Below are 22,498 nucleotides of genomic sequence, written 5' to 3'. Positions count from 1 at the left end.
GTAGGCGTCCCGGCCGGTCGACCGCATGTCACTGCCCGCGACCCCAGTGCGGTGGCACATCGCGCAGGATGCGGGCGTCGTGGGACTCGTCCTCGCCGGGGGCCGGGCGGTCCTCGGCGACCCGGTCCGGGAGGATCTTCCCGCCACCGGAGCCGCCGGATCCTCCGGGACCGGTCGCCGACGACGCACCGCCGTCCTCCTCCCCGGCGGCGTCGTCCCAGGGGATCGGCTCACCGGTGACGGAGGAGATCACGATCCGGTGCTGTCTTCCGCTCACTGGCGCTCCTGGTAGCGGCGGATGGCGCTGGAGACGGAGACGTCCAGCAGCACCGAGCGCTGCTCGAAGCCCAGGAAGCTGCGCACCTCCGTGGCCAGGTGCTCCTCGAGGCGAGCGCGACCGTCGGAGCAGATGTACTCCACGACGGCGTCGAAGTCCTCGCTGGAGTAGAAGGACAGCGGGTGCCCGGCGGCGATCTGCGGGCGCGGCAGACGATGGCGGATGGTGCCGACGCCGCTCGGGGAGCCCGAGCGCTCCTCCGACTGCACGAGCCGCAGCGCCCGGTCCAGGGCGCGCCGGATGCGTTCGGCCTCGCCGTCGGGGTCGATGAACAGCGCCCAGGACCACACCCTCTCGGTCGACCATCCCGCCGCCTCGAGCCTCTCCGCCCGCAGACGGTCGCGCTCACGCTGGCTGGGGGTGTCGACGTAGCGGGAGCCGTCGGTGTCGACGGCGAGCAGCAGGCGGCCGGGGAGGTCGGGATGGCCGAGGGCGAGCTCGATGCGATCCTCGGTGGTGCCGAAGTCCCGCTCGACCAGGAGCCCCAGCCGCCACAGCCGGTCCGCGAGGTCGCGCACCAGAGCGTCGGTCTCCAGCCCGCGCGCCCCCGTCGGCTCGTCGGAGCCGTCGGAGCCGTCGGAGCCGTCGAGGCCGGAAGTGCCGTCGAGGTCGACAGGCGCGTTCGGAGATCCTGGAGCGCCGTCGCCGGAGGCCCCGGAGGAATCGGAGGCGTCGGCCGAGGTCGGTGAGGAGGGCGTCGCCGCCGCATCGGGAGACTCAGCGGACACAGCGGACTCAGCCGAGCCCGCAGATCCCGCAGAACCCGCAGAACCCGCAGATCCGGCCGATGCTGCGGAGCCGGCCCCTGCAGGGCTCTCCTCCGCGCTGTCACCGGTCTTGCGGGCGAGCGCCGCGGCGATGGCGGCGTCGAGATCGTCGTCGGACAGATCGCCGTCGGACCGGCCGTCCTCGGCCGCCTCGTCCCTCGCGGGATCCGCAGAGGCCCCGCGATCCTCGAGGGAGCCGGCCGTCCCCTCCCCCGGGCGCGGGGCGAGGCTCGCGCGGGGCTCCTCCTGCGCGGCCGACGGCGGCTCGTTGACCAGATCGCCCTGGCCGGTCAGCTCGGCGACATGGGCGACGACGGGCACGTCGGGGCCGCCGCGCAGCACCCACAGCATGGCCCGCAGGTCACGGGCGCCGTCGGTGCGCAGACGCGAGGGATCCAGGTCCTCGACGTCTATCGAGGAGACGACGGTGGTGCGGCCGCGGGCTCGCGTGATCACCGTGGCGAGGGCCTTGCGGCCGCCGGCCTCGGAGAGCGGACCGAAGCGGTGGAGCAGGCGGCCGTGCGGGGTCTTGCCGAAGCCGATCGAGACGATCACGTCATCGCGCACGATCGAGGAGGCGTGCGCGGCCGGGACCGCGGTGAAGTACTCGCGGGCACCGGGGTCGAAGAAGGAGCGCAGGTTCGGGATCACCGAGACCGTGCTCATGACCCGCTCCATCACACGATGCGCATGCTCCGGGGTCAGCGTGAGCACCGCCAGGGAGCGCTCCGGGCGGGAGCGGGCGTGCTCGATGACCAGATCGGTGACCCGACGCAGCTCCGCCTCGGTGGACTCGACGTACTCCATGCCCTCCGTGACGGGTCCCCGCCCGTTCTCGACCAGCACGAGGCGATCGTCCTCGGCGGGGATCGGGCTCGGCACGGCGACGACGTCGACGGTCAGAGCGCGGCGCTGAGCGAACGCCCGCAGACCCTCCCGCGCCGTGTGCCGGTCCCGGTGCAGCTCGATGTGCGGGGCGATACGCAGCATGTCGTCCAGCAGGCTGGGGGCGGTCTCCCCGCCGTACTCGAGCGGATCGCCGACGACGACGGTCTGGGCGCCCCGCACGATCGACGGGAGCGCCGCGGCGGTGGGCAGGCGCCCGCCGTCGGCGACGATCACCACATCGAAGTGACGCCCGCGCGGGATCACCTGCGGGACGAGGTACGGCGAGGCCAGCCAGGTGGGCCGCGCCCGGAACAGGATGTCCTCGTACTTCGCGGCGAGGTCGCGGATCGACACGGTCGAGGAGCGGGCGAGCTCGGCGATCGCCGCCCGGGAGGTGTCCGGGAAGGCCTTCATCGTCTCCACGCGGACCTCGTCGGCGCCGCGGTGCACGCGCTCGGAGGCTCCGGCCAGCAGCTCGGCGTCCAGCCTCCGGAAGCGCTCGGCGACCTGCGACAGCGACGTCCCGTCGTACTGGGAGATGGTCGGCTCGGCGCCCGCGATCAGCTCGAGCACGCTGCGCCACCAGGCGAGCTCCAGCTCCGAGGCGACCTGGGCGGCCGGAACCCGGCGCAGGCGCAGGTCCTCCACGAGATCCCCGAGCCCGTCGAAGGCCAGACGTCGCAGCAGCTCGGTGCGGTGCGGGAGGGTCTCGAGATCGTCGCGGTCGGCGGCGAGCGCCTCCATGCGCCGCTCGAGCTCGTCGATGTCCGTGCGCGCCAGACGTGAGCCGACGTCCGTGCCGTCCAGCAGCACCCCGAGCTCGTCGAGGCACTTCTGGACCTTCTTCGCCGTGCTGCGGGCCTTCTCGAGACCCTCGGGGACCGACGGCGACGAGTCCTCCTCCGCGGCCTCTCGGCGCCAGTCCTCGCGCAGACGCCGAGCGCTCGAGAGCTCCTGGTGCAGGTCGGGGGCGAGCGAGGCGGGCCGCTGCAGCGCGGAGGCCTCCTTGCGCAGGCGACGACGAGCTCCCCAGCCGAGGGTCACGCCGTGCTCGGCGCGCCAGCGCTTGTCGCCGGTCGCGGCGACGAGATCCTCCAGGGGGGCCGAGAACACGGCGGCCTGGAAGGTGTCCAGCAGCATGGCGACCCGGTCGATCAGGGCGATGCGCTCGATGAGCCGCTCGAGAGTGGAGGTCTCGGTCAGCCCCAGCTCCGTGCCGGTCGCGTCGAGGGCCGCTCGCAGCCGCGGCAGCAGCACCTCCCGCAGCTCGTCGACGAGCTCGATCGCGCGCGCCGCCTGGGTGTCGGTGCTGATCGGGGCGCCGTACCAGGCGGTCTGCTCGGGGCCGGTGGTGAGCACGCCGATCTCGGCGGCCTCCTGCAGCGCCTCCGCATAGGGGACGCGGTCCTCGCCGACCATCCTCGCCGCGACCTCCGCATCCAGCCGCACGGCGGTCCGGGGCGCGGGCCGCTGACGGGTCAGGGCCGCGAGCGCGGAGATCGCATCATGCGCGGAGGCTCCCCAGGGCTGCTGCTCGCGATGCATCGCGGCGACGTGCCCGGTGAGGATCTCCCGCGCCTCCGACAGGGCCGCCCGGTCCGCCGGGCTCGGGCCCGCCTCGGTCTCGGCGAGGGCATGGGTGCCGGCGCGGCGGAGGCTGCGCAGGAGCGCCGCGGAGGACTTGCGCTGCAGGGACGGATCCGGGGAGAGGTCCGCGAGCAGCTCCCCGATGCCTCGCTCGCGGGCGATCTCGGCGAGCGCATCGAGGTTGCGGGCGCGCTGGGAGACGACGAGCACGCTGCGGCCGCGGGCGTTCAGCTCCTCGGCGAGGTCGACGACGAGCTCGAGCGTCGTCGTCCCCGGCACGGCGGCGACCGCCAGGTCTCCGCCGGCGAGGACGCGCTCGAGCACCGCCCGGTGATCAGGATCGACGGCCGCCACGAGCTCGGACTCGGGGATCTCCGCGGTCTGCGGGCCGTCCGCTCCGTCGGCCGGGGCCGTCCCGTCGGCCGGGCTCGACCCGTCGGCCCGTCGGGCGCGCAGCGACTCGCGGGCGCCCTCGTGACCCGCCAGCGCCGCGACCAGGTCGTTCGAGGCCCAGTCGGCGGAGTCGAAGGCCAGATCCTCCGCGACGGACCCGGTGGCGTCCATGAGGTTCCCGACGACCAGCGCATGCGAGACGCGGAAGCCGGGCAGCGGCTGGCCCAGCGCCCGGAAGGCATCGAGCACCGGGTTCGGGTCGAAGCCGTAGGGCCCGTCGGTGGTGGCGAGCAGCGCGCGGGCATCGATCGCCACCCCGGCCTCGCGCAGGGACCGCAGAAGGACGGGGTTGAGATCGGCGGTGGCGTCGACCTCGAGCTCGACATCCTCCCGGGCGTTGCCGCGCAGACGCAGGGTGATCGGTCGCACCAGCACGGGGGCGTGGATCGGCTCGCTGCCGTCGGCAGGGATCCAGGTGGCCTCGCCGATGCCGAGATGGCAGGTGGTCAGTCCCACCTCCTCCGCATGCCGCTCGGCGGTCTCGCGGATGGAGCGGGCATGGGCGCGCGCGTCGGCGAGCGCGCCGACCTCGCGCACCAGGGAGGACAGGCGCGTGGGACCACGGCCGGCGAGCAGCTGCGCGAGCCCCGAGGGGTGGGAATGGGTGAGATCCAGGAAGGTCTCGCCCGCCCGCATCTGGGTGAGGAACGAGGGCGAGGAGACTCCCCCGGTGATCTGGTGGATCCAGCCGTCGACGGCCTCGGCGACGACGTCCTCGCGGCTGAGCGGTGCGACCTCTCGGGGCTGCGGGGCGAAGTCGTCCTCGCTCTGCTCGGGAGCGATGCCGGCGCCGACCTCGTCGAGATGGCCGGAGACCACGACGTCGACGCCGCCCTGACGGCGCGCGCCCTCGCTCGCACCAGCGGTGCCGTCCGCCCTGTCGGCCCGGGACGCGGCACCCGACGTCGCGTCGGTCTGCCGCGCACCCCCGGGCTTGGCATCAGCACGCTGGTCATCGACGGACTGTCGCGCGCGCTCTCGGTCCTCGCGCGCACCGCGGGCGGTCGCGGCGAGCGCGTCGTCCTGGCTCTCCGACTCCCCGGCGGGGTCCTCGGGGCGCTTCTTCCCGCGCAGAAGTCTCCACATGGTTGCTCACGCTACCGTCGCGACCTGGTCGACCGGTGCAGGCGTGCCGTGCCCGCCGCAGATCACGCGGCGATCCTGGAGGACCCTGCTCCCCCGGAGCCCTCAGACCTCGTGCAGGCGCACGGACGTCTCGGCGAGGTGGGCGCGCAGGGCGTCGTCGACGGGGCCTGCGATCACGAGGTCGGTCAGCGCCGAGACCGGGCAGATGCCGGCGAGCGCGCGGTGGCCGACCTTGTCGGCGGTCACCAGGCCGACGACCCGGCGGGCATGCCCGATCATGATCCGGGTGACCCCGGCCTCCGCATCGGAGTTGCAGGTCAGACCCGCATCGATGTCGATCCCGACGGTGCCCACGAACATGATGTCCAGCCACAGGTCCCGCATGGTCGCGGTCGCGAGCGGGCCGGTGAGCTCGAAGGAGTAGGGCTCCGCCACACCCCCGAGGACGACGGTTCGCACTGCCGGGCGCAGCACCGCCTCGGTGGCGATGTTCAGCGCCGCGCACACGACCGTCAGCCCGGGCACCCCGTCACGGGAGTCGATGTCCGGTCGGGAGACGGTGCGACGAGCGGTGGAGGTCGTCGTGCGACCGCCGTTGAACCCGATGATCTGGCCGGGCGAGACCAGGGTGGCGGCATGGGCGGCGACGAGCTCGCGGTGGGCGCCGTCCTGATCGGTGGAGCGGGGCCCGGCGGCGAGGGAGTAGGCGACGTCGATCGCGACGATGCCGCCGTGGGTGCGGCGGGCCAGCTGCGCCCGCTCCATCTCCACGAAGTCCCGTCGGACTGTCGACTCGCTGATCCCGAGATCGGCGGCGACCTCGGCGACGCTCAACCGCTTGGCCTCGCTGAGCAGGGTGAGCACATGGTCCCAGCGGGCCGACTTGTCCAACGGCCCGGAGGGGCGCTCGGCGCTCCTGTCCGCGTCGGGAGTCGCGGTCGGGTCGGGAGTCGCGGTCGCGTCCGGGGCGGGTCTCGGCGTCGATGGCGGGGTGCTCACGTTCACGCATCCAGTATTGCGCGAAACCGGGAACGCCGATCGAGCGTCCACGCAGGAACGGTCATGCACGGGGTGAACTCCACCGCTCGATTGTGTCCTCGGTCTCCTCTGCCCTACATTGACCGCGTCGTCCCGACTGGGGCGTCTCCGAAGGACGAGAGGACATCGAGAGATGGGTTTCGACGACGCGCTGAAGAAGGCCAAGGACCTCGCCGGTCAGAACGAGGAGGCCGTGGAGAAGGGCATCGACGCCGCCACCGAGCAGGTCAAGGAGCGCACTCCCGACCAGTTCGACGGCAAGGTCGACGATGCGGCCGATGCCGCTCGCGACCAGCTGGGTCTCGACGGCAAGTGAGCCGACGCCGGTGCGCCGCGCCGGCATGGACGGAGCCCCCGACGATCATCGTCGGGGGCTCCGTCGCGTCGCCCGCGCCTCGTGGTCCGGGCCGCGCGGGTCGCGCTGGGCGCTCAGTCCTTCCGACGGCGCAGGGTGAGGATCGCCGCGAGGACGACGGCGATCACGACCACCGCGATCACGACGATGAGCACGACGGGAGCTCCCTCGTCCGCGCCGTCGGCGGTCGCGCTCGGATCCTGCGTCGCCGCGTCCTCCCCGCCCTGATCGGAGGCGGCCGTGCCATCGGAGGCTGCGGAGCCGTCGGCGTCATCTCCGCCCTGGTCGGAGGCAGCGGAGTCGTCGGAACCTGCGGAGTCGTCGGAGCCTGCGGACGAGTCCTCGGCGCCGGCCGTGTCCTGCTCGACCGTCAGTGTCTGCGTGCCCTCGATCGGATGGCCGTCGGAGGAGACCACGCGCCACTGGATCGTGTAGGTCCCTGCCGCGAGCGGCTCATCGAGCGCCACGACCGCCTCAGGCCCCTCGATCACCGGGGTCGCCTCGAGGATCTCCTCACCGGATTCGTCGCTGATGCGGACGACCGGGGTGACGTCCAGGATGTCCGCGGAGAAGGTGAAGGTCAGCTCCTCCGGGGAGGTCTCCACGCTGGCACCGTCCTCGGGGTCCGAGGAGATCAGCGAGTCGTGCGCGCTCGCGGAGATGGGCATCAGCGCGAGCGCGAGCAGCAGGGCGCCGAGCAGCGCGACGAGCACGGAGGGGGCGGTTCGGCCGACGGCGGAGTCGCGCAGGGCGGAACGGAGCCGGGAGGGGTTCATGGTGGTCACGCCTCTCAGGCTAGCCCTCCTCAGCTCCCGGGCGGCGGCTGCAGGAGGTGGTCTGCGGCACCGTGCTCGAGCACGGGCAGCGCCGCTCGCGCCTGGGCGATCTCGTCGAGGTCCAGGTCGACGAAAAGCATCCCCTCGTCGCGTCCCAGCTGCCGACGCACCTGGCCGAGGGGCCCGACGACGGCGCTGAGGCCGACGCCCCGCGCGGCGCTGCCCGTGTAGGCGGAGTCGGGAGCCTGATCGGCGGCGAGGACGACGACGGTCGCGTCCAGAGCTCTCGCCCGCAGGAGCACCTGCAGCTGATCGCTCTTGCCGGGCCCGTCACCCCAGGCCAGCGGCAGCAGCACAGCCTGCGCGCCGGCTCGGGCGAGCGCCGTGAACTGGGCGGGGAAGCGCACGTCATAGCAGGTGGCGATGCCGAGGCGGGCGCCCTCCAGGTCGATGGTGACGAGCTCGGCACCGGGTTCGACGGTCTCGGACTCCATCGCCCCGTAGGCGTCGTAGAGGTGGATCTTCGCGTAGTCGGCGTGCAGGCCTCCGCCGCGGACGATCACGGTGTTGCGCACCCTCCCGTCGTCGGAGGCGACGAAGGATCCGGCGACGACGACGATGCCGTGCCTCTCGGCGATCTCCCCGACCGTGCGGTCGAAGCGCTCATGGTGCGCGACCGCGGCGCGATGCAGATCGGTGCCGAAGGGCGTGAGCGTCGCCTCCGGCAGCAGCACCAGGTGGGCGCCGGCCGCGGCGGCCTCCGCGGCGGCGGCCTCGACGGCGCGCAGGTTCTCCTCGACGTCCTCGCTCGCACGGATCTGGGCGAGGGCGATGCGGGGACCGGCGGCGCGCTCGACGGCGGCGACGTCCTCAGGGGTGTCGAGGTCGGCGACCTCGGCCCCGGTCGCGGGGATCGTCGTCAGCTCGTCGTCGACCAGCTCCCGGTAGAGGCGGCGCAGGCTGAGGTCGGCCCAGCCGCCCTCCGGACGCTCGACCGCCGCCAGCGCCCTGCGCAGGCGCGCGAGGGGCCAGCTGGCGCAGAGGAACTGCAGATGACCGTCGGGGGCGGCGAGGGCGACGACCTGCTCCCCCGTCTCGTCGGCCGCGACGAGGCGTTCCAGCGTCTCGGCGCGCAGCAGGGGCATGTCCCCGCCGAGCACGAGCACGCGGACGTCCCCCTCGCTCGCCTGCCCGGCCTCGCCGGCGACGGCGACGGCGACGGCGACCTCCTGGACCCCGCGAGCGAGAGCCGCGAGCGGGCCGGAGCGCGGAGGATCCTCACGCACGAACCGGGCGCCGTGCTCGGCCGCGATCCTCGCGCCGTCCTCCTTCTCGGGGCCGACGACCACGCGCATCCCCAGCGGGGTGCTGCGCAGGACCCGTTCGAGGCTCGACGCCCCGGCGATCGGACGACGGGTCTTGTCCTCACCGCCGAGACGGGAGGCGGCACCACCGGCGAGGACGATCGCGGCGATCCGGGGCCGGCGGTCCCCTCCGGTGTGAGGTTCGGCAGAAGCGGAGGCGGTCGGCATGGGGCGATCCTGCCACGGACCGCTAGGATGTCCGAGGTCCGTGCATCTGACGGACCGATCAGCCCCCGTAGCTCAGGGGATAGAGCACCGCTCTCCTAAAGCGGGTGTCGCGCGTTCGAATCGCGCCGGGGGCACTGATCTGACCTGCGTCTCTGCACGTCTTCGGACACCTTCCGTGAATTGCTTGGGTTCCTCTGTCCCCCGCTGCGTGTAGAGGTGTCGCGCGTCAGTCCCAGCGGCATTCTGCAGCACGACGCTGAAGGAATGAGGAGCAGCGTCCACCGAATTGAGCGCTCTCCACCGGGAGGTCCGGGGCACTGCGCGCGTTGGAATGGAAGAGGGCGCTGGTCATGCCCCCATACGTCGTGGATGCTGCGAGTCATGTCCCTGCCGGCACCGCTGCGCAGGGGCGAGGCCGACTGCCGATCCCGCCGACAGCCCCGGCCGGCACGCAGTCCCACGGAACCACGAGGCGATAGCGTGGGCGGATGCCTGAGAACCGTGATCGCACCGAGAGCACTCCGAGCACCGAGGCCGCCCGCGACACCCGCAGGACCTCCGACGCGCCGGGCACGCCGAGCACGCCGGGCACCTCATCTCCTGTGGACTTCCGGGACGTCGAGGCCTTCGTGCGCGCTCCGCGCCTGGCGTCGGCCGCCGCCGGGCCGGACGGCCGGCTCGTCCTCGCGATCCAGCAGGCCGACGACGATGCGGCCCGCATGGTCTCCTCGCTGTGGGAGCTGGACGCTTCGGGCGAGGCCCCTGCCCGCCGACTGACCTTCTCGGAGAAGGGAGAGAGCGCTCCCCGCTTCGCCCCGGACGGCTCGCTGCTGTTCACCTCCGCCCGCCCCGATCCCGCGGGCGGGGCCGACGCCGAGGCCTCCCAGATCTGGCGGCTGCCCGAGCACGGTGAGGCACAGGTCGTCGCGTCGGCGCCGGGCGGGCTCTCCCTGCTGGCCGTCGCCGACGACGGCACGCTGCTCGCCTCCACGTCGGTGCTGCGCGGGCACACCCTGGAGTCCGACGCCGAGGCCCGCAGGGAGCGGAAGGACGCCCGCCGCACGGCGATCTGGCACACCGGCATGCCCGTGCGCCAGTGGGATCACGAGATCGGTGATGAGGACACGCGCCTGGTGCTGATCGCCCCCGACGGCGAGCGGACGGACCTCACGCCGGATGCGGGCGTCGTGGGGCTGCTGCGTCTCTCCGCGGATCTCTCCCCCGACGGCTCCCAGGTCGCCACGACCTGGACCCGGCGCGTGCGCGGGGGCGAGACCCGCTCCTCGATCGACCTGATCGACACCGCGACCCTTGATCGCACGACCCTGCTGGCCCCGGGCCTGCGCCCGCGCACCGGCACCGCCGCCGGGGACTGCGAGGTCGACTGGTCCAGCCCCTCCTTCTCCCCCGACGGCCGATACCTCGCGGTCGAGCTGACCACGGTCTCCTCCCCCGAGCACACCTCGTACAGCCGTCTGCTGATCCTCCCGCGCACCGATCAGGAGGGCGCCGCCGCGGGCACGCCCGCCTGGGATGCGGAGGCGGCGGTCCGTGTCGACACCGGGGACCTGACCCTCAGCGAGGTCTGCTGGGCCTCGGACGGCACCCTCCTGATCTCGGGGGCCGTGCACTCCTCCGGGGCGATCCTCGCCGTCGACCCTGCCACGGGTGCGACCCGCACGATCGCCGAGGACGGCGTCTTCTCCTCACTCGCTCCGGCGCCCGACGGCGCGCTGCTCGCCCTGCGCAGCGACATCGCGACCCCGCCGCGCCCCGTGCTCCTCGGCTCCATCGACAGCTCCGACCGCACTGACCGCACTGACGAGCCCGGCAGCTCCGACGCGCCCGGCAGTCGGGTCGCCGCCTTCCGAGAGCTCCTGGCCCCGGGGGAGCTGGGCGACCTCCCGGGCACCCTCGAGCGGGTCGAGACGGAGATCGACGGGGTGATCGTCGGCGGCTGGCTGTGCGTGCCCTCGCCGGCGTCGGCCGCGGAGCCTGCGCCGACGATGCTGTGGATCCACGGCGGACCCCACGGCTCGTACAACGCGTGGAGCTGGCGGTGGTGCCCGTGGCTCGCGGTCGCCCGCGGCTATGCGGTGCTCCTGCCGGATCCGGCGATGTCCACGGGCTACGGGGACGCGGGCCTGAACCGCGGCTGGCCGCGACGGCCCGACGTCGTCTTCGCCGAGTGCGAGATCCTGCTGGACCGCGTCCTGGAGCGGCCGGAGCTCGACGCCGACCGCACCGCGCTGCTGGGCGCGTCCTTCGGCGGGTTCATGACCAACTGGATCGCCGGGCGATCGGATCGCTTCGACGCGATCGTCACCCATGCCGGGCTGTGGGCGCTTCCGCAGCAGCACCGCACCACCGACGCCGCCGCCTCGAAGATGCGCGTGCACCTCAGCGAGGAGCAGCTGCCCGACTGGTACGAGGAGTCCTCACCGCATCGTCGCGCCGCCCGGATCACCACGCCGATGCTCCTCACCCACGGGAACCGCGACTACCGGGTGCCCGTCTCCGAGGCGCTGCGGCTGTGGTGGGACCTGGTCTCCGGATGGGACGGCGCCCCGGAGACGATGCCACATCGCTTCCTGCAGCTGACCAGCGAGAACCACTGGGTCCTCACCCCGTCCAACGCGATCGTGTGGAACGAGGCGGTGCTGGCCTTCTGCGACCAGCACGTGCTCGGCGCGGAGCCGGTGCCCGAGATCCTGCCCTGGTGAGGAGCCGAACGACGGGAGCCGACGGTCGGGTCAGGACGTCGGCGTCACCAGGCGGCTGTCGTAGGCGAAGATGACCGCCTGCACGCGATCGCGCAGGCCGAGCTTGGTGAGGACCTTGCCGACATGGGTCTTCACCGTGTGCTCGGACACGAACAGCTCGGCGGCGATCTCGCTGTTCGATCGCCCCTGCCCCATGAGCACCAGCACCTCGCGCTCACGGTCGGTGAGCCGGCCCAGCAGGCCTGCGGCGCGCGGGGGCTGAGGCTTCTGTGCGGCGAAGCGGGCGATCATCTTCCGGGTGATGCCCGGGGAGAGCAGCGCATCCCCGGCGGCCACGACGCGGACGGCGTGGACGAGGTCCTCCGGGGCCGCGTCCTTCAGGAGGAATCCGCTGGCTCCCGCCTGCAGCGCGTCGTACACGTAGTCGTCGATGTCGAACGTGGTGAGCATGAGGATCCGCGGGGTCCTCGGCGCCGGGAACCCGGGCGCGAGGATCTGCCGGGTCGCCTCGATACCGTCCATCTCCGGCATCCGCACGTCCATGACGATCACGTCGGCGCCCTGACGGCTCGCGAGGCTCAGTGCCTCCCTGCCCGTCGTCGCCTGTCCGACGACGCGGATGCCCTCCTGGGCGTCCAGCAGGGCCGCGAAGCCCGCGCGGACCATGGCCGCGTCGTCGACGATCAGCACCTCGATGCTCATGCCGTCTCCTCCTCCGACGTCCCCGTCGGTGTCGTCGTGCCCGTCATCGGCTGATCCGTCGTCGGCCGATGAGCCTGCGTGGCCGTCGTGCCCGTCGTGCCCGTCGTGCCCGTCGTGCCCGTCGTGCCCGTCGTGCTCGTCGTCTCCGCCCAGGGGAGCAGCGCGGTGACCGACCAGCCACCGTCGGGGCTCGGCCCCACCAGGAGGCTGCCGCCGAGCAGGGAGACCCGCTCCTGCATCCCCCGCAGGCCGTGCCCGCCGCCCGGCACCGAGCGGGCGGCGACGCCGTCGGCCCCGGGAGGGACTGGCGGCGCGGCCCCGTTGCGCACCTCGATGGCGACGGCAGATCCCGTGCTGCCGATCCGGACGGCGACGGGGGCGCCCGGCGCGTGCCGCACCGCATTGCTCAGCGCCTCCTGGGTGATGCGGAAGGCGGCGATCTGCACGGATGCGGGCAGCATCTCGTCCGGCGGGGCGAAGTCGAGCTCGACCTCCCCGCCGGTGCGGCGGATGCCCTCCACGAGGCTCGGGATGTCGGCGATGGACTGCTGGGGCACCAGCTGGACCGTGTCGTGCTCCGTGCGCAGCACCCCGAGCAGCCGCCGCATCTCCACCAGCGAGCTGCGTGCGGTGCGGGCGATGTCGTCGAACTCGGTGAGAGCCTCCTCGGGCAGGCCCGGGATCCGGTAGCGGGCGGTGGAGGCCTGCACCTGGATCAGCGAGGTGCTGTGCGCGACCACGTCGTGCAGCTCCCGTGCGATCCGGGCGCGCTCCTCGACGAGGATCCGACGCTCCTGCTCCGAGGCCGTGGCCTCGCGCTCCCGGGTCAGCTGCTCCCCCACGCGGATCCGACCGGCCAGGAGGATCGCCACCAGCAGCGCCGCTCCGGTGAGGGATGCCGTGACGATGAGGTCTGCGCCGGTGACGCCGGAGGGGACCGCCGGGGCGAGCACCGGCAGCAGGAGAGAACCGGCCAGAGTCGCCGCCCAGGCCGCCGCGCCGATCCTCCAGCCGTGGAGGACGGTGGTGACGAGGAGGAGCACGACGAACGCGATCATCGCCGGCACCGACCAGGGCCACGGCCAGCCGAGATCCCGCCCCGCGGACACGATCAGGGGCAGCAGCATCGCGGCCGCCCAGAACACGGCGGCCGCCGCCCGGGGTCGACGGATCGCGATCAGCGGCGCCCCGCACAGGAGCGCACCGAGCGGGATGGCCAGGGGCACGGGCGTCCCGTAGTAGGTGGCCTGGATCGGGACGAGCACCGAGAACAGGACGAGGCAGAGGAGCATGAGCCCGGCCAGCTGCAGCGTGCGGCGCGACACCCGCCGCGCCGTGCGGGGGCGGCGCCTGCGCGGCGGCTCCCCCGGGGCGCTGTCGGCGCTGTCGGCGTCTGTGCTCATCTGCCCGGCTCCCTCCGGCGGACCGTCCGCGGTGCGGGTCCGTCTCCGCTCGATGCGGGTCCGTGCGGGTCCGTCTCCGCTCCTGGAGTCTAGGCGGCCCACGGCTCCCGACCATCGCCCGCCGGTGCCATCGGCATCGTCCTCGAGGATGAGATGCGATCCGGGGCGCCGCTCAGCCCCGTGTCCTGCTCAGCCCCGTGTCCTGCTCAGCCCAGCGTGCCGGTCAGCCGACCGTGGAAGCCTGCCGAGCGCTCGTCCAGGCCGGTGAAGCGCACGTCGACGTCGTGCTCGGCGTACTTCGTCTGCACGGAGTCCAGGACGGCGACGGTCGAGGCGTCCCAGATCTGGGCGGCGGTGAAGTCGACGACGACCTGTCCCGCCTCGGCGTCCTCCGCATAGGAGAACTGCTCGACGAGGTCGTTGCTGGATCCGAAGAACAGCGGCCCGTGCACGGCATACCGGATCGTGGGGCCGGCGGCGCCGTCGGCCGCACCGGGCTCCTCGGGCTCCTCGCCGACGCTCCGCGTCACGGTGGTCACGTGCGCGACCCGTCGGGCGAACAGCACCATCGCCAGGAGCACACCGGCGGCGACGCCGATGGCGAGGTTGTGGGTGGCCACGACCACCACGACGGTCACGACCATCACGCAGGTCTCCGACAGGGGCATCCGCCTGAGCGTCGACGGCCTCACGCTGTGCAGGTCGACCGTGGAGACCGCGACGACCATCATCACGGCGGCGAGCGCGGCCATGGGGATCCGCGCCATGACGTCCGACAGCGCGCCGACGAGGATCAGCAGGAGCGTGCCGGCGACGAAGGTGGAGATGCGGGTGCGCGCCCGGCCGAGCTTCACGTTGACGACGGTCTGGCCGATCATGGCGCATCCGGCGATGCCGCCCCAGAACCCGGCGAGGATGTTGGCGATGCCGAGGGCCCAGGACTCGCGGGACTTCGAGGATCCCGTCCCGGTGATGTCGTCGACCAGCTTCGCGGTCAGCAGGGTCTCCATGAGTCCGACGAACGCGACGCTCAGCGCGGTCGGCGCGATGATCTGCAGGGTCTCGATGCTGAGCGGCACCTGCATCACGGTGATCCCGGGGAGGCCGCTGGCGATCTCCCCCTGGTCGCCGACGTCCGGGACGTCGAGACCTGCGAGCATCGTGATCGCCGTGACCAGCACGATCGCGATCAGCGGGGCGGGGAGGGCCCGCGAGATGCGGGGCAGACCGATCACGATCACGAGGGTGAGGGCGAACAGCGGATAGACCATGGCGGGCACGTCGAGCACGTGCTGCAGCTGCGCGGTGAAGATCAGGATGCCCAGGGAGTTGACGAACCCGATCATCACCGAGCGCGGGATGAACCGCATGATGCGTGCGAGGCCCAGCACCCCGAAGAGGATCTGGACGAGACCGGCGAGGATCACCGTCGGCAGCAGGTACTGGACGCCGTGCTCGGCGACCAGGGGTGCGACGACGAGGGCGACGGCTCCCGCGGCGGCGGTGATCATCGCGGGCCGCCCGCCGAGGATCGACATGGAGATCGCCAGCACCACGGAGGCGATGAGGGAGACCTGGGGGTCCACGCCCGCGATCACGGAGAAGGAGATGACCTCGGGGATCAGAGCGAGGGTGGTGACCGCTCCGGCGAGGATCTCGGTGGTCAGAGCGCGCGGGCGGCGGATCGCCTCGGCGACGGTGCGCACGGGTGCCTCGGCGACGGGATGGGGGGATGTCACGCACGGATCCTACGGGGTGCTCTGCGCCTCCTCCGCCGCATCCCGTGCGGGCATCGGCGGCCGCAGGGGACTACGCTCGAAGGACTGCTTCGACACTCCCCCGGCGATGTGCGCCGGGCCATCCGGACGGAGGACCGATGTCCGACGAGAAGCGCCGCTCCTTCGACGCCACCTGGCTCCCCTTCGGCATGCCGATCGGCATCGTGCTGGGCATCTCGATCGGGATGGCGGGGTTCGGCAGCCTCCTGGCCGGTGCCGTGCTGGGCGTGGTCCTGGGCCTGCTGATCGGGGTCGTGATGGGCACCCGTCGCCGTGCCGGCGAGCCGAGCGAGGAGGACATCGAGGACGATCTCGCCCGCAAGCACGGCCTCTACGGCCCGCAGCGGATGCAGGACGAGGCCGAGCGCCGCCTCACGGCCTATGAGGAGGGCGAGGCGAGGCGCCGGGACCCCTCGGAGAGCCGGGACCCCTAGGAGACGGAGACCGGGAGCACTGGCGGGTCCGCCGACGAGTCCGGTGGTGCGTCCTCGCCCGGCGAAGGTCCCGACGACGACGCCTCCGCGGGCCGTCCCTGAGGCGCAGATCCCGTTCCTGAGGCGGACAAGGGCTTTCCTGACTCCTCCACCGTCGACACTCATCCACAAACCAGTCTGCTTTCGCCGGATTCGGAGTGACGAGTGTCATGCTGTCGAGACCGACGAGGCCCCTCGTCGGCAGAAGACACCCTGACCTTCCCCAGGGAGGAGATCTCCGTGAAGATCACCGACACGCATGACCGAGCAGCCCAGCACTTCGACTACCTCGATGATGAGGAATCGCCGGCGATGATCGCTCCGGCGTCCGACGGCGGTGCGCTCCCGCCCGGTCGGACGACGGATCTGGCGCGCTTCGCGGCGCTCAGCGCCGCCGCCTCCACCGCCGGCAGGACCTATCCGACGATCATGCGCCGCTCCGCCTGAGCGGGCTCCCTCCGTCCGACGCGGCGGCGAGGTCGACCAGATGGTCGACCGGGCCGTGGCCCCGCTCGGGGGTGCGCGAGAGCTCCCAGGCCCTCGCTCCCTCGAGCGCCCGCTGCAGATAGCCGCGTGCGGCGGACACCGCCGCGAGGTCCACGGCGATCCCGGCTCCTGACGTCCTGCCCGCGTCTGCGCCTCGGGCAGGACTCCTGTCCGTCCGTCGGGCATGCTCGGCGGCGATCGCCGAGGAGAGCGTGCAGCCGGTGCCGTGCGTTCCGCGGGTGCGGATCCGCGGGGCGCGCAGCAGCTCGACGCCGCCCTCATGGGCGACGACGTCGGTGACCTCGTCGTCGTCCTGATGCCCGCCCTTGAGCACGACGGCCCGCGGACCGAGCGCCCGCAGGCGCTGCGCCTGCCGCGTCATCCCCTGGACGTCCTGCGCGACCGGTTCGCCCAGGAGAGCGGCGGCCTCGGGCAGGTTCGGGGTGACGATGTCCGCGAGCGGCAGCAGACGGTCGCGCAGCGCCTCGCCGGCGCTCTCCGGCAGCAGGGCGTCGCCGCTGGTGGCGATCATGACCGGATCGAGGACGACGATGCCGAACGCCGAGCGGCGCGCGGCGATCTGCTCGGCGAGCGCCTCGACGATCTCGACCGAGGTCAGCATCCCCAGCTTCGTCGCATCGATCTCGATGTCGTCGATCACCGAGATCAGCTGAGCGACGACGAAGTCGGCGGGAGTCGGCAGGATCCCCTGCACACCCTGGGTGTTCTGGGCGGTGAGTCCCGTGATCACGGACGCGCCGTAGACGCCGAGCGCGGTGAAGGTCTTCAGGTCCGCCTGGATGCCGGCTCCTCCACCGGAGTCCGAGCCCGCGATCGTCAGGGCGGTCGCCGGCCGTCGGGGCGCGGGCTCAGGCGTGCGGACGTTCTCCATGTGACGATCCCTTCGCAGGTGCTGACCGGTGCAGGTTCGACGGGTCTGATCTCAGCCGACGCCCCGCGTCGGCACCCCGTGCCACTGCCGACGATGCTACGCGTCCCCTCCGCCGCAGGCCGGTCCTGTCCGTCGGGTCCTCCCGCAGGCGAGGTGTGCCACCGGAGAGGTGCACCACCGGATCGATCTCGCCGCTCGGAGGATCGCATACCCTGGGCGGGCGCCCGACGTCGCGGCGCGGCCGACGGGACGACCCGTCGGTCCCCTCCCCGGGCGAGGACGGCCTCGCGGAACAGGCAGCATCACCGTGCCGTCACTCCCCGCCCCGTCGTCGCGCCCCGCATCGCCCCTGACCGTGCAGACCGTGCTGACCGTGCTGACCGTGAAGGACGGTCTCCGCCTCGGCCTCGGCTGGGGATCGGTCCTGCTCACCACGGTGCTCGCGCGTCCGCTGGCCTCTCCCCTGCCCTCCGCCGTGCTGATCGGCGTGCTCGCCGCGATCATCGCGGTGATCGTGCTGTGCGCGCTGGGCGTCGTGCATCAGGCCGAGGCTCTCGCCCGCCGCCTCGGCGACCCCTACGGGACCCTCGTGCTGACCCTGTCGATCGTCGCGATCGAGGTGGTGCTGATCGCGGCTGTGCTGCTGGGACCGGGCGACCATGCGACGATCGCCCGCGACTCCGTCTCCGCGGTGTCGATGATCATCCTGAACCTGGTCATGGGCGTGTGCCTGATCGCCGCCGCGGTCGCGCGACGGCGCCGACGTCGACGCACCTCGGCAACCGATCCTGGACCGGGCGCGACGCACGTGCCGCGCGCGAACCCGCGCGGCGCCGTCGTGTACCTGGCGATGCTGGCGGTCCTCGGCACGACGGCCTTCGCGCTGCCGGCGCTGATCGGCGTCGACGGCGCCTACTCGCGAGCGCAGGAGCTGCCGATCGTGATCCTCACGATCCTCGCGTACGGGGCGTTCCTGATCCTGCAGACCGGGCGAGGTGCCGCGGCCTTCCAGGAGATCCCGCCCGACGACGACGCCGCAGCTGCGGCCGACGACCCCGACGGGACAGGCGACCCTGACAGCTCAGGCGACCCCGCGGGGGCTCGTCGGCCGATCCGGGAGATCCTCGTCGCCCACCGGGGCGAGCTGATCGCGCGCGCGGCAGTCCTGATCGCGACCGCGCTGCCGATCGTGCTGCTGTCCCACAGCATGGCCGACCTGCTCGACGACGGTCTCGCACGCCTCGGAGCGCCCGCCGCGCTCGGCGGGGTGCTGATCGCGCTGATCGTGTTCACGCCAGAATCGATCACGGCGGTTCGCGCCGCCGTCGGCGGCGAGATGCAGCGGGTGGTGAACCTGTGCCATGGGGCGCTGGTCTCGACCGTCGGCCTCACCATCCCGACCGTCCTCGCGATCTCGATGCTGACCGGTGCGCACGTCGTCTCCGCGGAGTCCCCGACGATGCTCGCTCTGCTCGGCGCCTCGCTCGCGATGACCGCGCTGACGCTGCTCGCCCGCCGCCCCGGAGCGCTCCACGGCGCGGTGCATCTGGGGCTCTTCGGCGTCTACGCGCTCATCCTGCTCGGCTGACCGTCGCCCGCGCCGCTGGTCAGCTCGTCCCTCCCCGGACACCCGGGCGTCACCGGAGGTTCGGGCGGATCGGCGATGCTTCGGCGCATCGAGGCTCCGACGGGCGGGAGGACACCATGGCCCTGTACGACGGCGACCTCCTGCGCGGGCCCCGTGCACGGGTGCGGGAGATCGATCCCCTGGACGTTCTCGACGGGGATCTGCTGGACGGGGTGGACATCCAGGGGGCACGGCCCGACGGCTCCCGGGCCGACGGCGGGGCGCTGCTGGATGCCTTCGCCGAGCTCGGGGCGAGCACGGAGGCGCGCCTCCACCAGCGTCTGGGCGATCCGACGGCGACGCTCGCCGAGATCGCGCTGTTCCTCGAGGTGCTCATCGCCCACGGGCGCGGGCGCGCCGAGGACGTCGACGCGCTGCGTCCGCGCTGGGAGGGCGAGATCGCCGTCGTCCGCGACACCTCGGACGCCGAGTGGCGCCATCCCGCGGTCTCCCTCGCGATCGTCGCCGCGGCGAGCGGGCATCCGTTCGCCGCCGAGACCGCAGCGTTCTGGCGCCTCGAGCGGCCCCGCTGGATCCCGACCCATGCTCCGCTGACCTGGACAGCATCCGCGCCGGGTCAGGCCGCGGACCTGCTGCCCAGGCTTCGCGCGGAGATCGATGCACCGGCACATCGGCCGGGCGTCCGTCGCGCACATCTGCTGGCCGCGGCGGCGGTGAGCGGCCAGCGGCCGGTGGAGCATGCGGCCGAGCTGCTGGACGCCTCCTCGGATCTCGGGGCCCGCCTGCATGCCGCGACGGCGGCGGTCGCGTGCGCGGTGCCGCAGGTGCCGCTGTGGGGATTCATGTTCGATCCGGCGAGCAGCTCCTGGCTGACCCGCGCCCGGCTGGTCGCCGAGGACGACCGTCTGCCGCCATGCGTCCGCGATGCCTCGCAGGAGCTGGTCCGCTTCAGCCGCGCCGTCGGCTGACGGGCCGGAGCACCCCGATCGGCTACGGTCGCCGCGTGGACGCGATGACGCTGAGGATCCCGACCGACGCCGGCGAGCTGGCCGGCCTGCTGTGGCTGCCTGAGGAGGCTCAGGGGTCCGGGGATCCCTCCGGCCCGGGCCCCGATCCGGTGCCCGGCATCGTGGTGCTGCAGGAGATCTTCGGCCTGTCCGACTCCCTGCGGAGACGCTGCGCCGATCTCGCGGCCCTCGGCTGCGCGGTGCTGGCCCCGCAGCTGTTCGCGCGGCTGGACCCACCCGTCGTCGGCCTCGAGGAGCAGACGGACGGGGAGACCTGGATCGCCGAGGGCGTGACCCTGACCAGTCGACTGCCGTGGGAGCGGGCAGAGGCCGATGCCCTCGCCGCACGCGAGGCCCTGCGCTCCCATCCTGCCGTGGATCCTGGACGCGTCGCGCTGCTGGGCTTCTGCTACGGCGGCGGGCTGGCCTTCTCCGCCGCGGCGACCGCCGCCGAGCACGGCGACCCGGTCACGGCGCTGGTCAGCTACTACGGCTCGGCGCTGCCGACCCTGCTGGAGCGGGCGGGATCGGTCGACGTGCCGAGCCTGCACCATTTCGGCACCGCCGACGCCTTCATCCCTCTCGATCAGGTCGAGCGGATCCGCGAGGCGGTCACGGCCCACGGCTCCCGCGACCAGGTCGAGTTCGCGGTGCACGAGGGCGCAGGCCATGCCTTCGACAATCCGCATCCCCTCCTGCATCACGCGAAGGCCGCCGACGACGCCTGGGAGCGCACCTCCCGCTTCCTCCGCTCCGTGCTCACCCCTTGACCGAACCGGACATGAGCCCGGCGATGAAGTAGCGCGAGAGCAGGACGTACACCAGCAGCGTGGGCAGCGAGGTCAGCAGCGCACCGGCCATCGACACGCCGTAGTCGGTCAGCAGCGCCCCGTTGGCGAGGTTGTTCAGGACGAGCGTGACCGGCCCGTTCACGGCGGTCGAGAAGAAGACCGCGAACAGGAAGTCGTTCCACGCGCTCGTGAACTGCCAGATCAGCACGACGGCGAAGCCGGGCACCGCGATCGGCAGCGCCACGGACCAGAAGGTGCGCAGCATGCCCGCCCCGTCCATCGTCGAGGCCTCGACGAGCTCGCCGGGAACGGTCTCGAAGTAGTTGCGGAAGATCAGGGTCGTGATCGGGATGCCGAACACGACGTGCAGCAGGATCAGCGAGGGGATGCCGCTGGGGATCGGCAGCGCGAGCACCAGCTCCAGCAGCGGGATCATCACCGCCTGGTACGGCAGGAACATGCCGAAGAGGATCAGCGTGAAGACGATGTCAGCACCGGGGAACCGCCATCGCGAGAGGACGAAGCCGTTCATGCAGCCGAGCACCGAGGAGATGATCGTGGAGGGCACGACCATCATCGCCGAGCGCAGGAGCCCCGGCGCCAGCTGGTCCCAGGCCGTCGCCCAGTTCTCCAGGGTCCAGCTCGAGGGCAGCAGCCAGGCGCGCGCCGGGCTCGCATCGCCCACTCCTTTGAAGCTCGTGATGAGCAGGACGTACACGGGGATCAGCACGAACACGACGCCGGCCAGCAGCAGCACGTAGCGCATCGTCAGGATCGCTCCGCTGCGACGGCCGCGGGAGCCGGATGCCGAGGGGGCGGGGATCGGTGCGGGCGCCGGCAGTCCGGCGTCGGTGCGGGAGGTCGCGGCGCTCATCGGCGGTTCCCCCTGCTCTGGGAGATGAGATACGGGACGATCAGCACGCCGACGACGACCAGCAGGATCGTGCCGACGGCCGCGGCGTTCGCGTAGTCGTAGCTGGACTTGAACACGAACATGTCCACCGCGGGCACCTTCGTCTGGTAGTTCGCGGGCTTCGAGATCGACATGATCAGGTCGAAGGACTTCAGCGACATGTGCGCGATGATCACGACCGCGCTCATCAGCACGGGCGTCAGCTGCGGGAAGATCACGTGGCGGTACATCTGCAGCTCGCTCGCGCCGTCCACCCGCGCGGCCTCGCGCAGATCGTCGGGAACTCCCCGGAATCCCGCCAGGAACAGCGCCATCACATAGCCCGAGAGCTGCCACACCGCGGGCAGGGCGATCGCGAGGATGCCGAAGGTGACGTTGTTCCACCAGGGGTTCTGCAGGAACCCGAGTCCGACCATCTGGAACAGGCGGTTCAGACCGGAGGCGGACTCTCCCTGGTTCGAGTTCAGCAGCCACCGCCAGACCACGCCCGAGGCGACGAAGGAGATCGCCATCGGGAAGAGGTAGACGGTCTGGAAGATGCGCCCTCCGCGCAGGGGGCGCTCGAGCAGCCATGCCCAGACGAAGCCGATCGCCATCGCGCCGACCAGGAACGCGACGGTGAACAGCACCAGGTTCGCCATCGAGTGGCGGAACGCCTCGGTGGCGAACAGGTCGATGTAGTTCTGCAGGAATACGAAGGAGATCGGCTGGCGGCCGTTGGCCTGTGCCGCGGTGTGGTTGTCCGTCGCGGACATCCACAGGTTCTTGAAGATCAGCCCGTAGACGAACACGCCCACGAGGATGAGGGACGGCGAGATCAGGAGCAGGGCGGGGCCGGAGCGGCGCACCCGGGAGGACAGGGACTTCGTGGCGGACACGGGCACCTCGGCATCGACGAGCAGCGGGGGGACGACGGAGCGGGC

General features: G+C 72.5%; 18 protein-coding genes and 1 tRNA gene. 8 read left to right on the top strand and 11 right to left on the bottom strand.

All coding sequences use genetic code 11. The features are described from left to right. Positions 1-28: 28 nt before the first annotated feature. From ACZ5AJ_RS01700 to ACZ5AJ_RS01690, 3 genes are all read right to left on the bottom strand, one after another. A complete protein-coding gene (locus ACZ5AJ_RS01700; RefSeq protein ID WP_464136549.1) occupies positions 29-277 on the bottom strand; it encodes a hypothetical protein in 249 nt (82 codons plus the stop codon). After that, on the bottom strand, positions 274-5,118 hold the full coding sequence (locus tag ACZ5AJ_RS01695; RefSeq protein ID WP_464136547.1) for a hypothetical protein: 4,845 nt from the start codon (positions 5,116-5,118) through the stop codon (positions 274-276). Before ACZ5AJ_RS01695 ends, ACZ5AJ_RS01700 begins: the two co-directional genes overlap by 4 nt. A gap of 102 nt (positions 5,119-5,220) precedes the next feature. Then, positions 5,221-6,123, bottom strand: a complete 903-nt coding sequence (locus ACZ5AJ_RS01690; RefSeq protein WP_464136546.1) for a DeoR/GlpR family DNA-binding transcription regulator — start codon at positions 6,121-6,123, stop codon at positions 5,221-5,223. 166 nt (positions 6,124-6,289) lie between these two features. On the opposite strand from ACZ5AJ_RS01690, the gene ACZ5AJ_RS01685 reads away from it, so the two are divergent. After that, complete coding sequence (locus ACZ5AJ_RS01685; RefSeq protein ID WP_464136545.1) at positions 6,290-6,472, top strand: antitoxin; 183 nt, start codon at positions 6,290-6,292, stop codon at positions 6,470-6,472. Positions 6,473-6,585: 113 nt separating this feature from the next. Here ACZ5AJ_RS01685 and ACZ5AJ_RS01680 read toward each other — a convergent pair whose 3' ends face one another. Both ACZ5AJ_RS01680 and ACZ5AJ_RS01675 read right to left on the bottom strand, forming a co-directional pair. Next, positions 6,586-7,287 (bottom strand): copper resistance CopC family protein, encoded by a 702-nt coding sequence (locus ACZ5AJ_RS01680; RefSeq protein ID WP_464138670.1) that lies wholly within the window; start codon positions 7,285-7,287, stop codon positions 6,586-6,588. A gap of 29 nt (positions 7,288-7,316) precedes the next feature. Further along, positions 7,317-8,819 carry a nitrilase-related carbon-nitrogen hydrolase gene (locus tag ACZ5AJ_RS01675; protein ID WP_464136543.1) on the bottom strand — a complete coding sequence of 501 codons (1,503 nt, stop codon included), beginning with the start codon at positions 8,817-8,819 and terminating at the stop codon, positions 7,317-7,319. A 61-nt stretch (positions 8,820-8,880) separates the two neighbouring features. Here ACZ5AJ_RS01675 and ACZ5AJ_RS01670 point away from each other — a divergent pair. Then, a tRNA-Arg gene (locus tag ACZ5AJ_RS01670) sits at positions 8,881-8,953 on the top strand. Positions 8,954-9,307: 354 nt separating this feature from the next. After that, positions 9,308-11,542, top strand: a complete 2,235-nt coding sequence (locus ACZ5AJ_RS01665) for a prolyl oligopeptidase family serine peptidase (RefSeq protein ID WP_464136541.1) — start codon at positions 9,308-9,310, stop codon at positions 11,540-11,542. A 30-nt stretch (positions 11,543-11,572) separates the two neighbouring features. On the opposite strand, the gene ACZ5AJ_RS01660 is transcribed toward ACZ5AJ_RS01665, so the two are convergent. The 3 genes from ACZ5AJ_RS01660 to ACZ5AJ_RS01650 form a co-directional block, all read right to left on the bottom strand. Beyond that, complete coding sequence (locus ACZ5AJ_RS01660; RefSeq protein WP_464136539.1) at positions 11,573-12,244, bottom strand: response regulator; 672 nt, start codon at positions 12,242-12,244, stop codon at positions 11,573-11,575. Continuing rightward, a complete protein-coding gene (locus ACZ5AJ_RS01655; protein WP_464136537.1) occupies positions 12,241-13,647 on the bottom strand; it encodes a sensor histidine kinase in 1,407 nt (468 codons plus the stop codon). The genes ACZ5AJ_RS01660 and ACZ5AJ_RS01655 overlap by 4 nt, the downstream gene beginning before the upstream one ends. A 206-nt stretch (positions 13,648-13,853) precedes the next feature. Next, positions 13,854-15,386 (bottom strand): SulP family inorganic anion transporter, encoded by a 1,533-nt coding sequence (locus ACZ5AJ_RS01650; RefSeq protein WP_464136536.1) that lies wholly within the window; start codon positions 15,384-15,386, stop codon positions 13,854-13,856. 137 nt (positions 15,387-15,523) lie between these two features. Between ACZ5AJ_RS01650 and ACZ5AJ_RS01645 the strand changes: the two genes are divergently transcribed. Beyond that, complete coding sequence (locus ACZ5AJ_RS01645) at positions 15,524-15,859, top strand: hypothetical protein (RefSeq protein ID WP_464136534.1); 336 nt, start codon at positions 15,524-15,526, stop codon at positions 15,857-15,859. Positions 15,860-16,138: 279 nt separating this feature from the next. After that, positions 16,139-16,345: a hypothetical protein gene (locus tag ACZ5AJ_RS01640; RefSeq protein WP_464136533.1), complete on the top strand. Its 207-nt coding sequence runs from the start codon at positions 16,139-16,141 to the stop codon at positions 16,343-16,345. On the opposite strand, the gene thiD is transcribed toward ACZ5AJ_RS01640, so the two are convergent. Next, a complete protein-coding gene (gene thiD / locus ACZ5AJ_RS01635) occupies positions 16,326-17,276 on the bottom strand; it encodes a bifunctional hydroxymethylpyrimidine kinase/phosphomethylpyrimidine kinase (RefSeq protein ID WP_464136531.1) in 951 nt (316 codons plus the stop codon). The two genes, ACZ5AJ_RS01640 and thiD, sit on opposite strands and share 20 nt — an antisense overlap. A gap of 307 nt (positions 17,277-17,583) precedes the next feature. Between thiD and ACZ5AJ_RS01630 the strand changes: the two genes are divergently transcribed. The 3 genes from ACZ5AJ_RS01630 (at position 17,584) to ACZ5AJ_RS01620 (ending at position 20,641) form a co-directional block, all read left to right on the top strand. Further along, the gene (locus ACZ5AJ_RS01630; protein WP_464136530.1) at positions 17,584-18,864 is read left to right on the top strand and encodes a calcium:cation antiporter; all 1,281 of its coding nucleotides are present in this window, start codon (positions 17,584-17,586) and stop codon (positions 18,862-18,864) included. Between the two features lie 116 nt (positions 18,865-18,980). After that, the gene (locus ACZ5AJ_RS01625) at positions 18,981-19,832 is read left to right on the top strand and encodes a hypothetical protein (RefSeq protein WP_464136529.1); all 852 of its coding nucleotides are present in this window, start codon (positions 18,981-18,983) and stop codon (positions 19,830-19,832) included. A gap of 44 nt (positions 19,833-19,876) precedes the next feature. Then, the gene (locus ACZ5AJ_RS01620) at positions 19,877-20,641 is read left to right on the top strand and encodes a dienelactone hydrolase family protein (RefSeq protein WP_464138669.1); all 765 of its coding nucleotides are present in this window, start codon (positions 19,877-19,879) and stop codon (positions 20,639-20,641) included. Here the strand turns inward: ACZ5AJ_RS01620 and ACZ5AJ_RS01615 are convergent. Further along, a complete protein-coding gene (locus ACZ5AJ_RS01615; RefSeq protein ID WP_464136527.1) occupies positions 20,631-21,536 on the bottom strand; it encodes a carbohydrate ABC transporter permease in 906 nt (301 codons plus the stop codon). The genes ACZ5AJ_RS01620 and ACZ5AJ_RS01615 overlap by 11 nt on opposite strands. Further along, positions 21,533-22,453 carry a carbohydrate ABC transporter permease gene (locus ACZ5AJ_RS01610; RefSeq protein WP_464136526.1) on the bottom strand — a complete coding sequence of 307 codons (921 nt, stop codon included), beginning with the start codon at positions 22,451-22,453 and terminating at the stop codon, positions 21,533-21,535. The genes ACZ5AJ_RS01615 and ACZ5AJ_RS01610 overlap by 4 nt, the downstream gene beginning before the upstream one ends. Positions 22,454-22,498: the final 45 nt, after the last annotated feature.

It is taken from the genome of Brachybacterium zhongshanense, assembly GCF_055385755.1.
This window is presented reverse-complemented; position numbering and strand designations above follow the sequence as displayed.

What these genes read in the sequence shown, in the direction of transcription:
- ACZ5AJ_RS01660 (WP_464136539.1), bottom strand. Translation starts at nt 12,244, where the DNA reads ATGAGCATCGAGGTGCTGATCGTCGACGACGCGGCCATGGTCCGCGCG.
- ACZ5AJ_RS01620 (WP_464138669.1), top strand. Translation starts at nt 19,877, where the DNA reads ATGACGCTGAGGATCCCGACCGACGCCGGCGAGCTGGCCGGCCTGCTG.
- ACZ5AJ_RS01675 (WP_464136543.1), bottom strand. Translation starts at nt 8,819, where the DNA reads ATGCCGACCGCCTCCGCTTCTGCCGAACCTCACACCGGAGGGGACCGC.
- ACZ5AJ_RS01685 (WP_464136545.1), top strand. Translation starts at nt 6,290, where the DNA reads ATGGGTTTCGACGACGCGCTGAAGAAGGCCAAGGACCTCGCCGGTCAG.
- ACZ5AJ_RS01665 (WP_464136541.1), top strand. Translation starts at nt 9,308, where the DNA reads ATGCCTGAGAACCGTGATCGCACCGAGAGCACTCCGAGCACCGAGGCC.
- ACZ5AJ_RS01680 (WP_464138670.1), bottom strand. Translation starts at nt 7,287, where the DNA reads ATGAACCCCTCCCGGCTCCGTTCCGCCCTGCGCGACTCCGCCGTCGGC.
- ACZ5AJ_RS01645 (WP_464136534.1), top strand. Translation starts at nt 15,524, where the DNA reads ATGTCCGACGAGAAGCGCCGCTCCTTCGACGCCACCTGGCTCCCCTTC.
- thiD (WP_464136531.1), bottom strand. Translation starts at nt 17,276, where the DNA reads ATGGAGAACGTCCGCACGCCTGAGCCCGCGCCCCGACGGCCGGCGACC.
- ACZ5AJ_RS01625 (WP_464136529.1), top strand. Translation starts at nt 18,981, where the DNA reads ATGGCCCTGTACGACGGCGACCTCCTGCGCGGGCCCCGTGCACGGGTG.
- ACZ5AJ_RS01695 (WP_464136547.1), bottom strand. Translation starts at nt 5,118, where the DNA reads ATGTGGAGACTTCTGCGCGGGAAGAAGCGCCCCGAGGACCCCGCCGGG.
- ACZ5AJ_RS01655 (WP_464136537.1), bottom strand. Translation starts at nt 13,647, where the DNA reads ATGAGCACAGACGCCGACAGCGCCGACAGCGCCCCGGGGGAGCCGCCG.
- ACZ5AJ_RS01615 (WP_464136527.1), bottom strand. Translation starts at nt 21,536, where the DNA reads ATGAGCGCCGCGACCTCCCGCACCGACGCCGGACTGCCGGCGCCCGCA.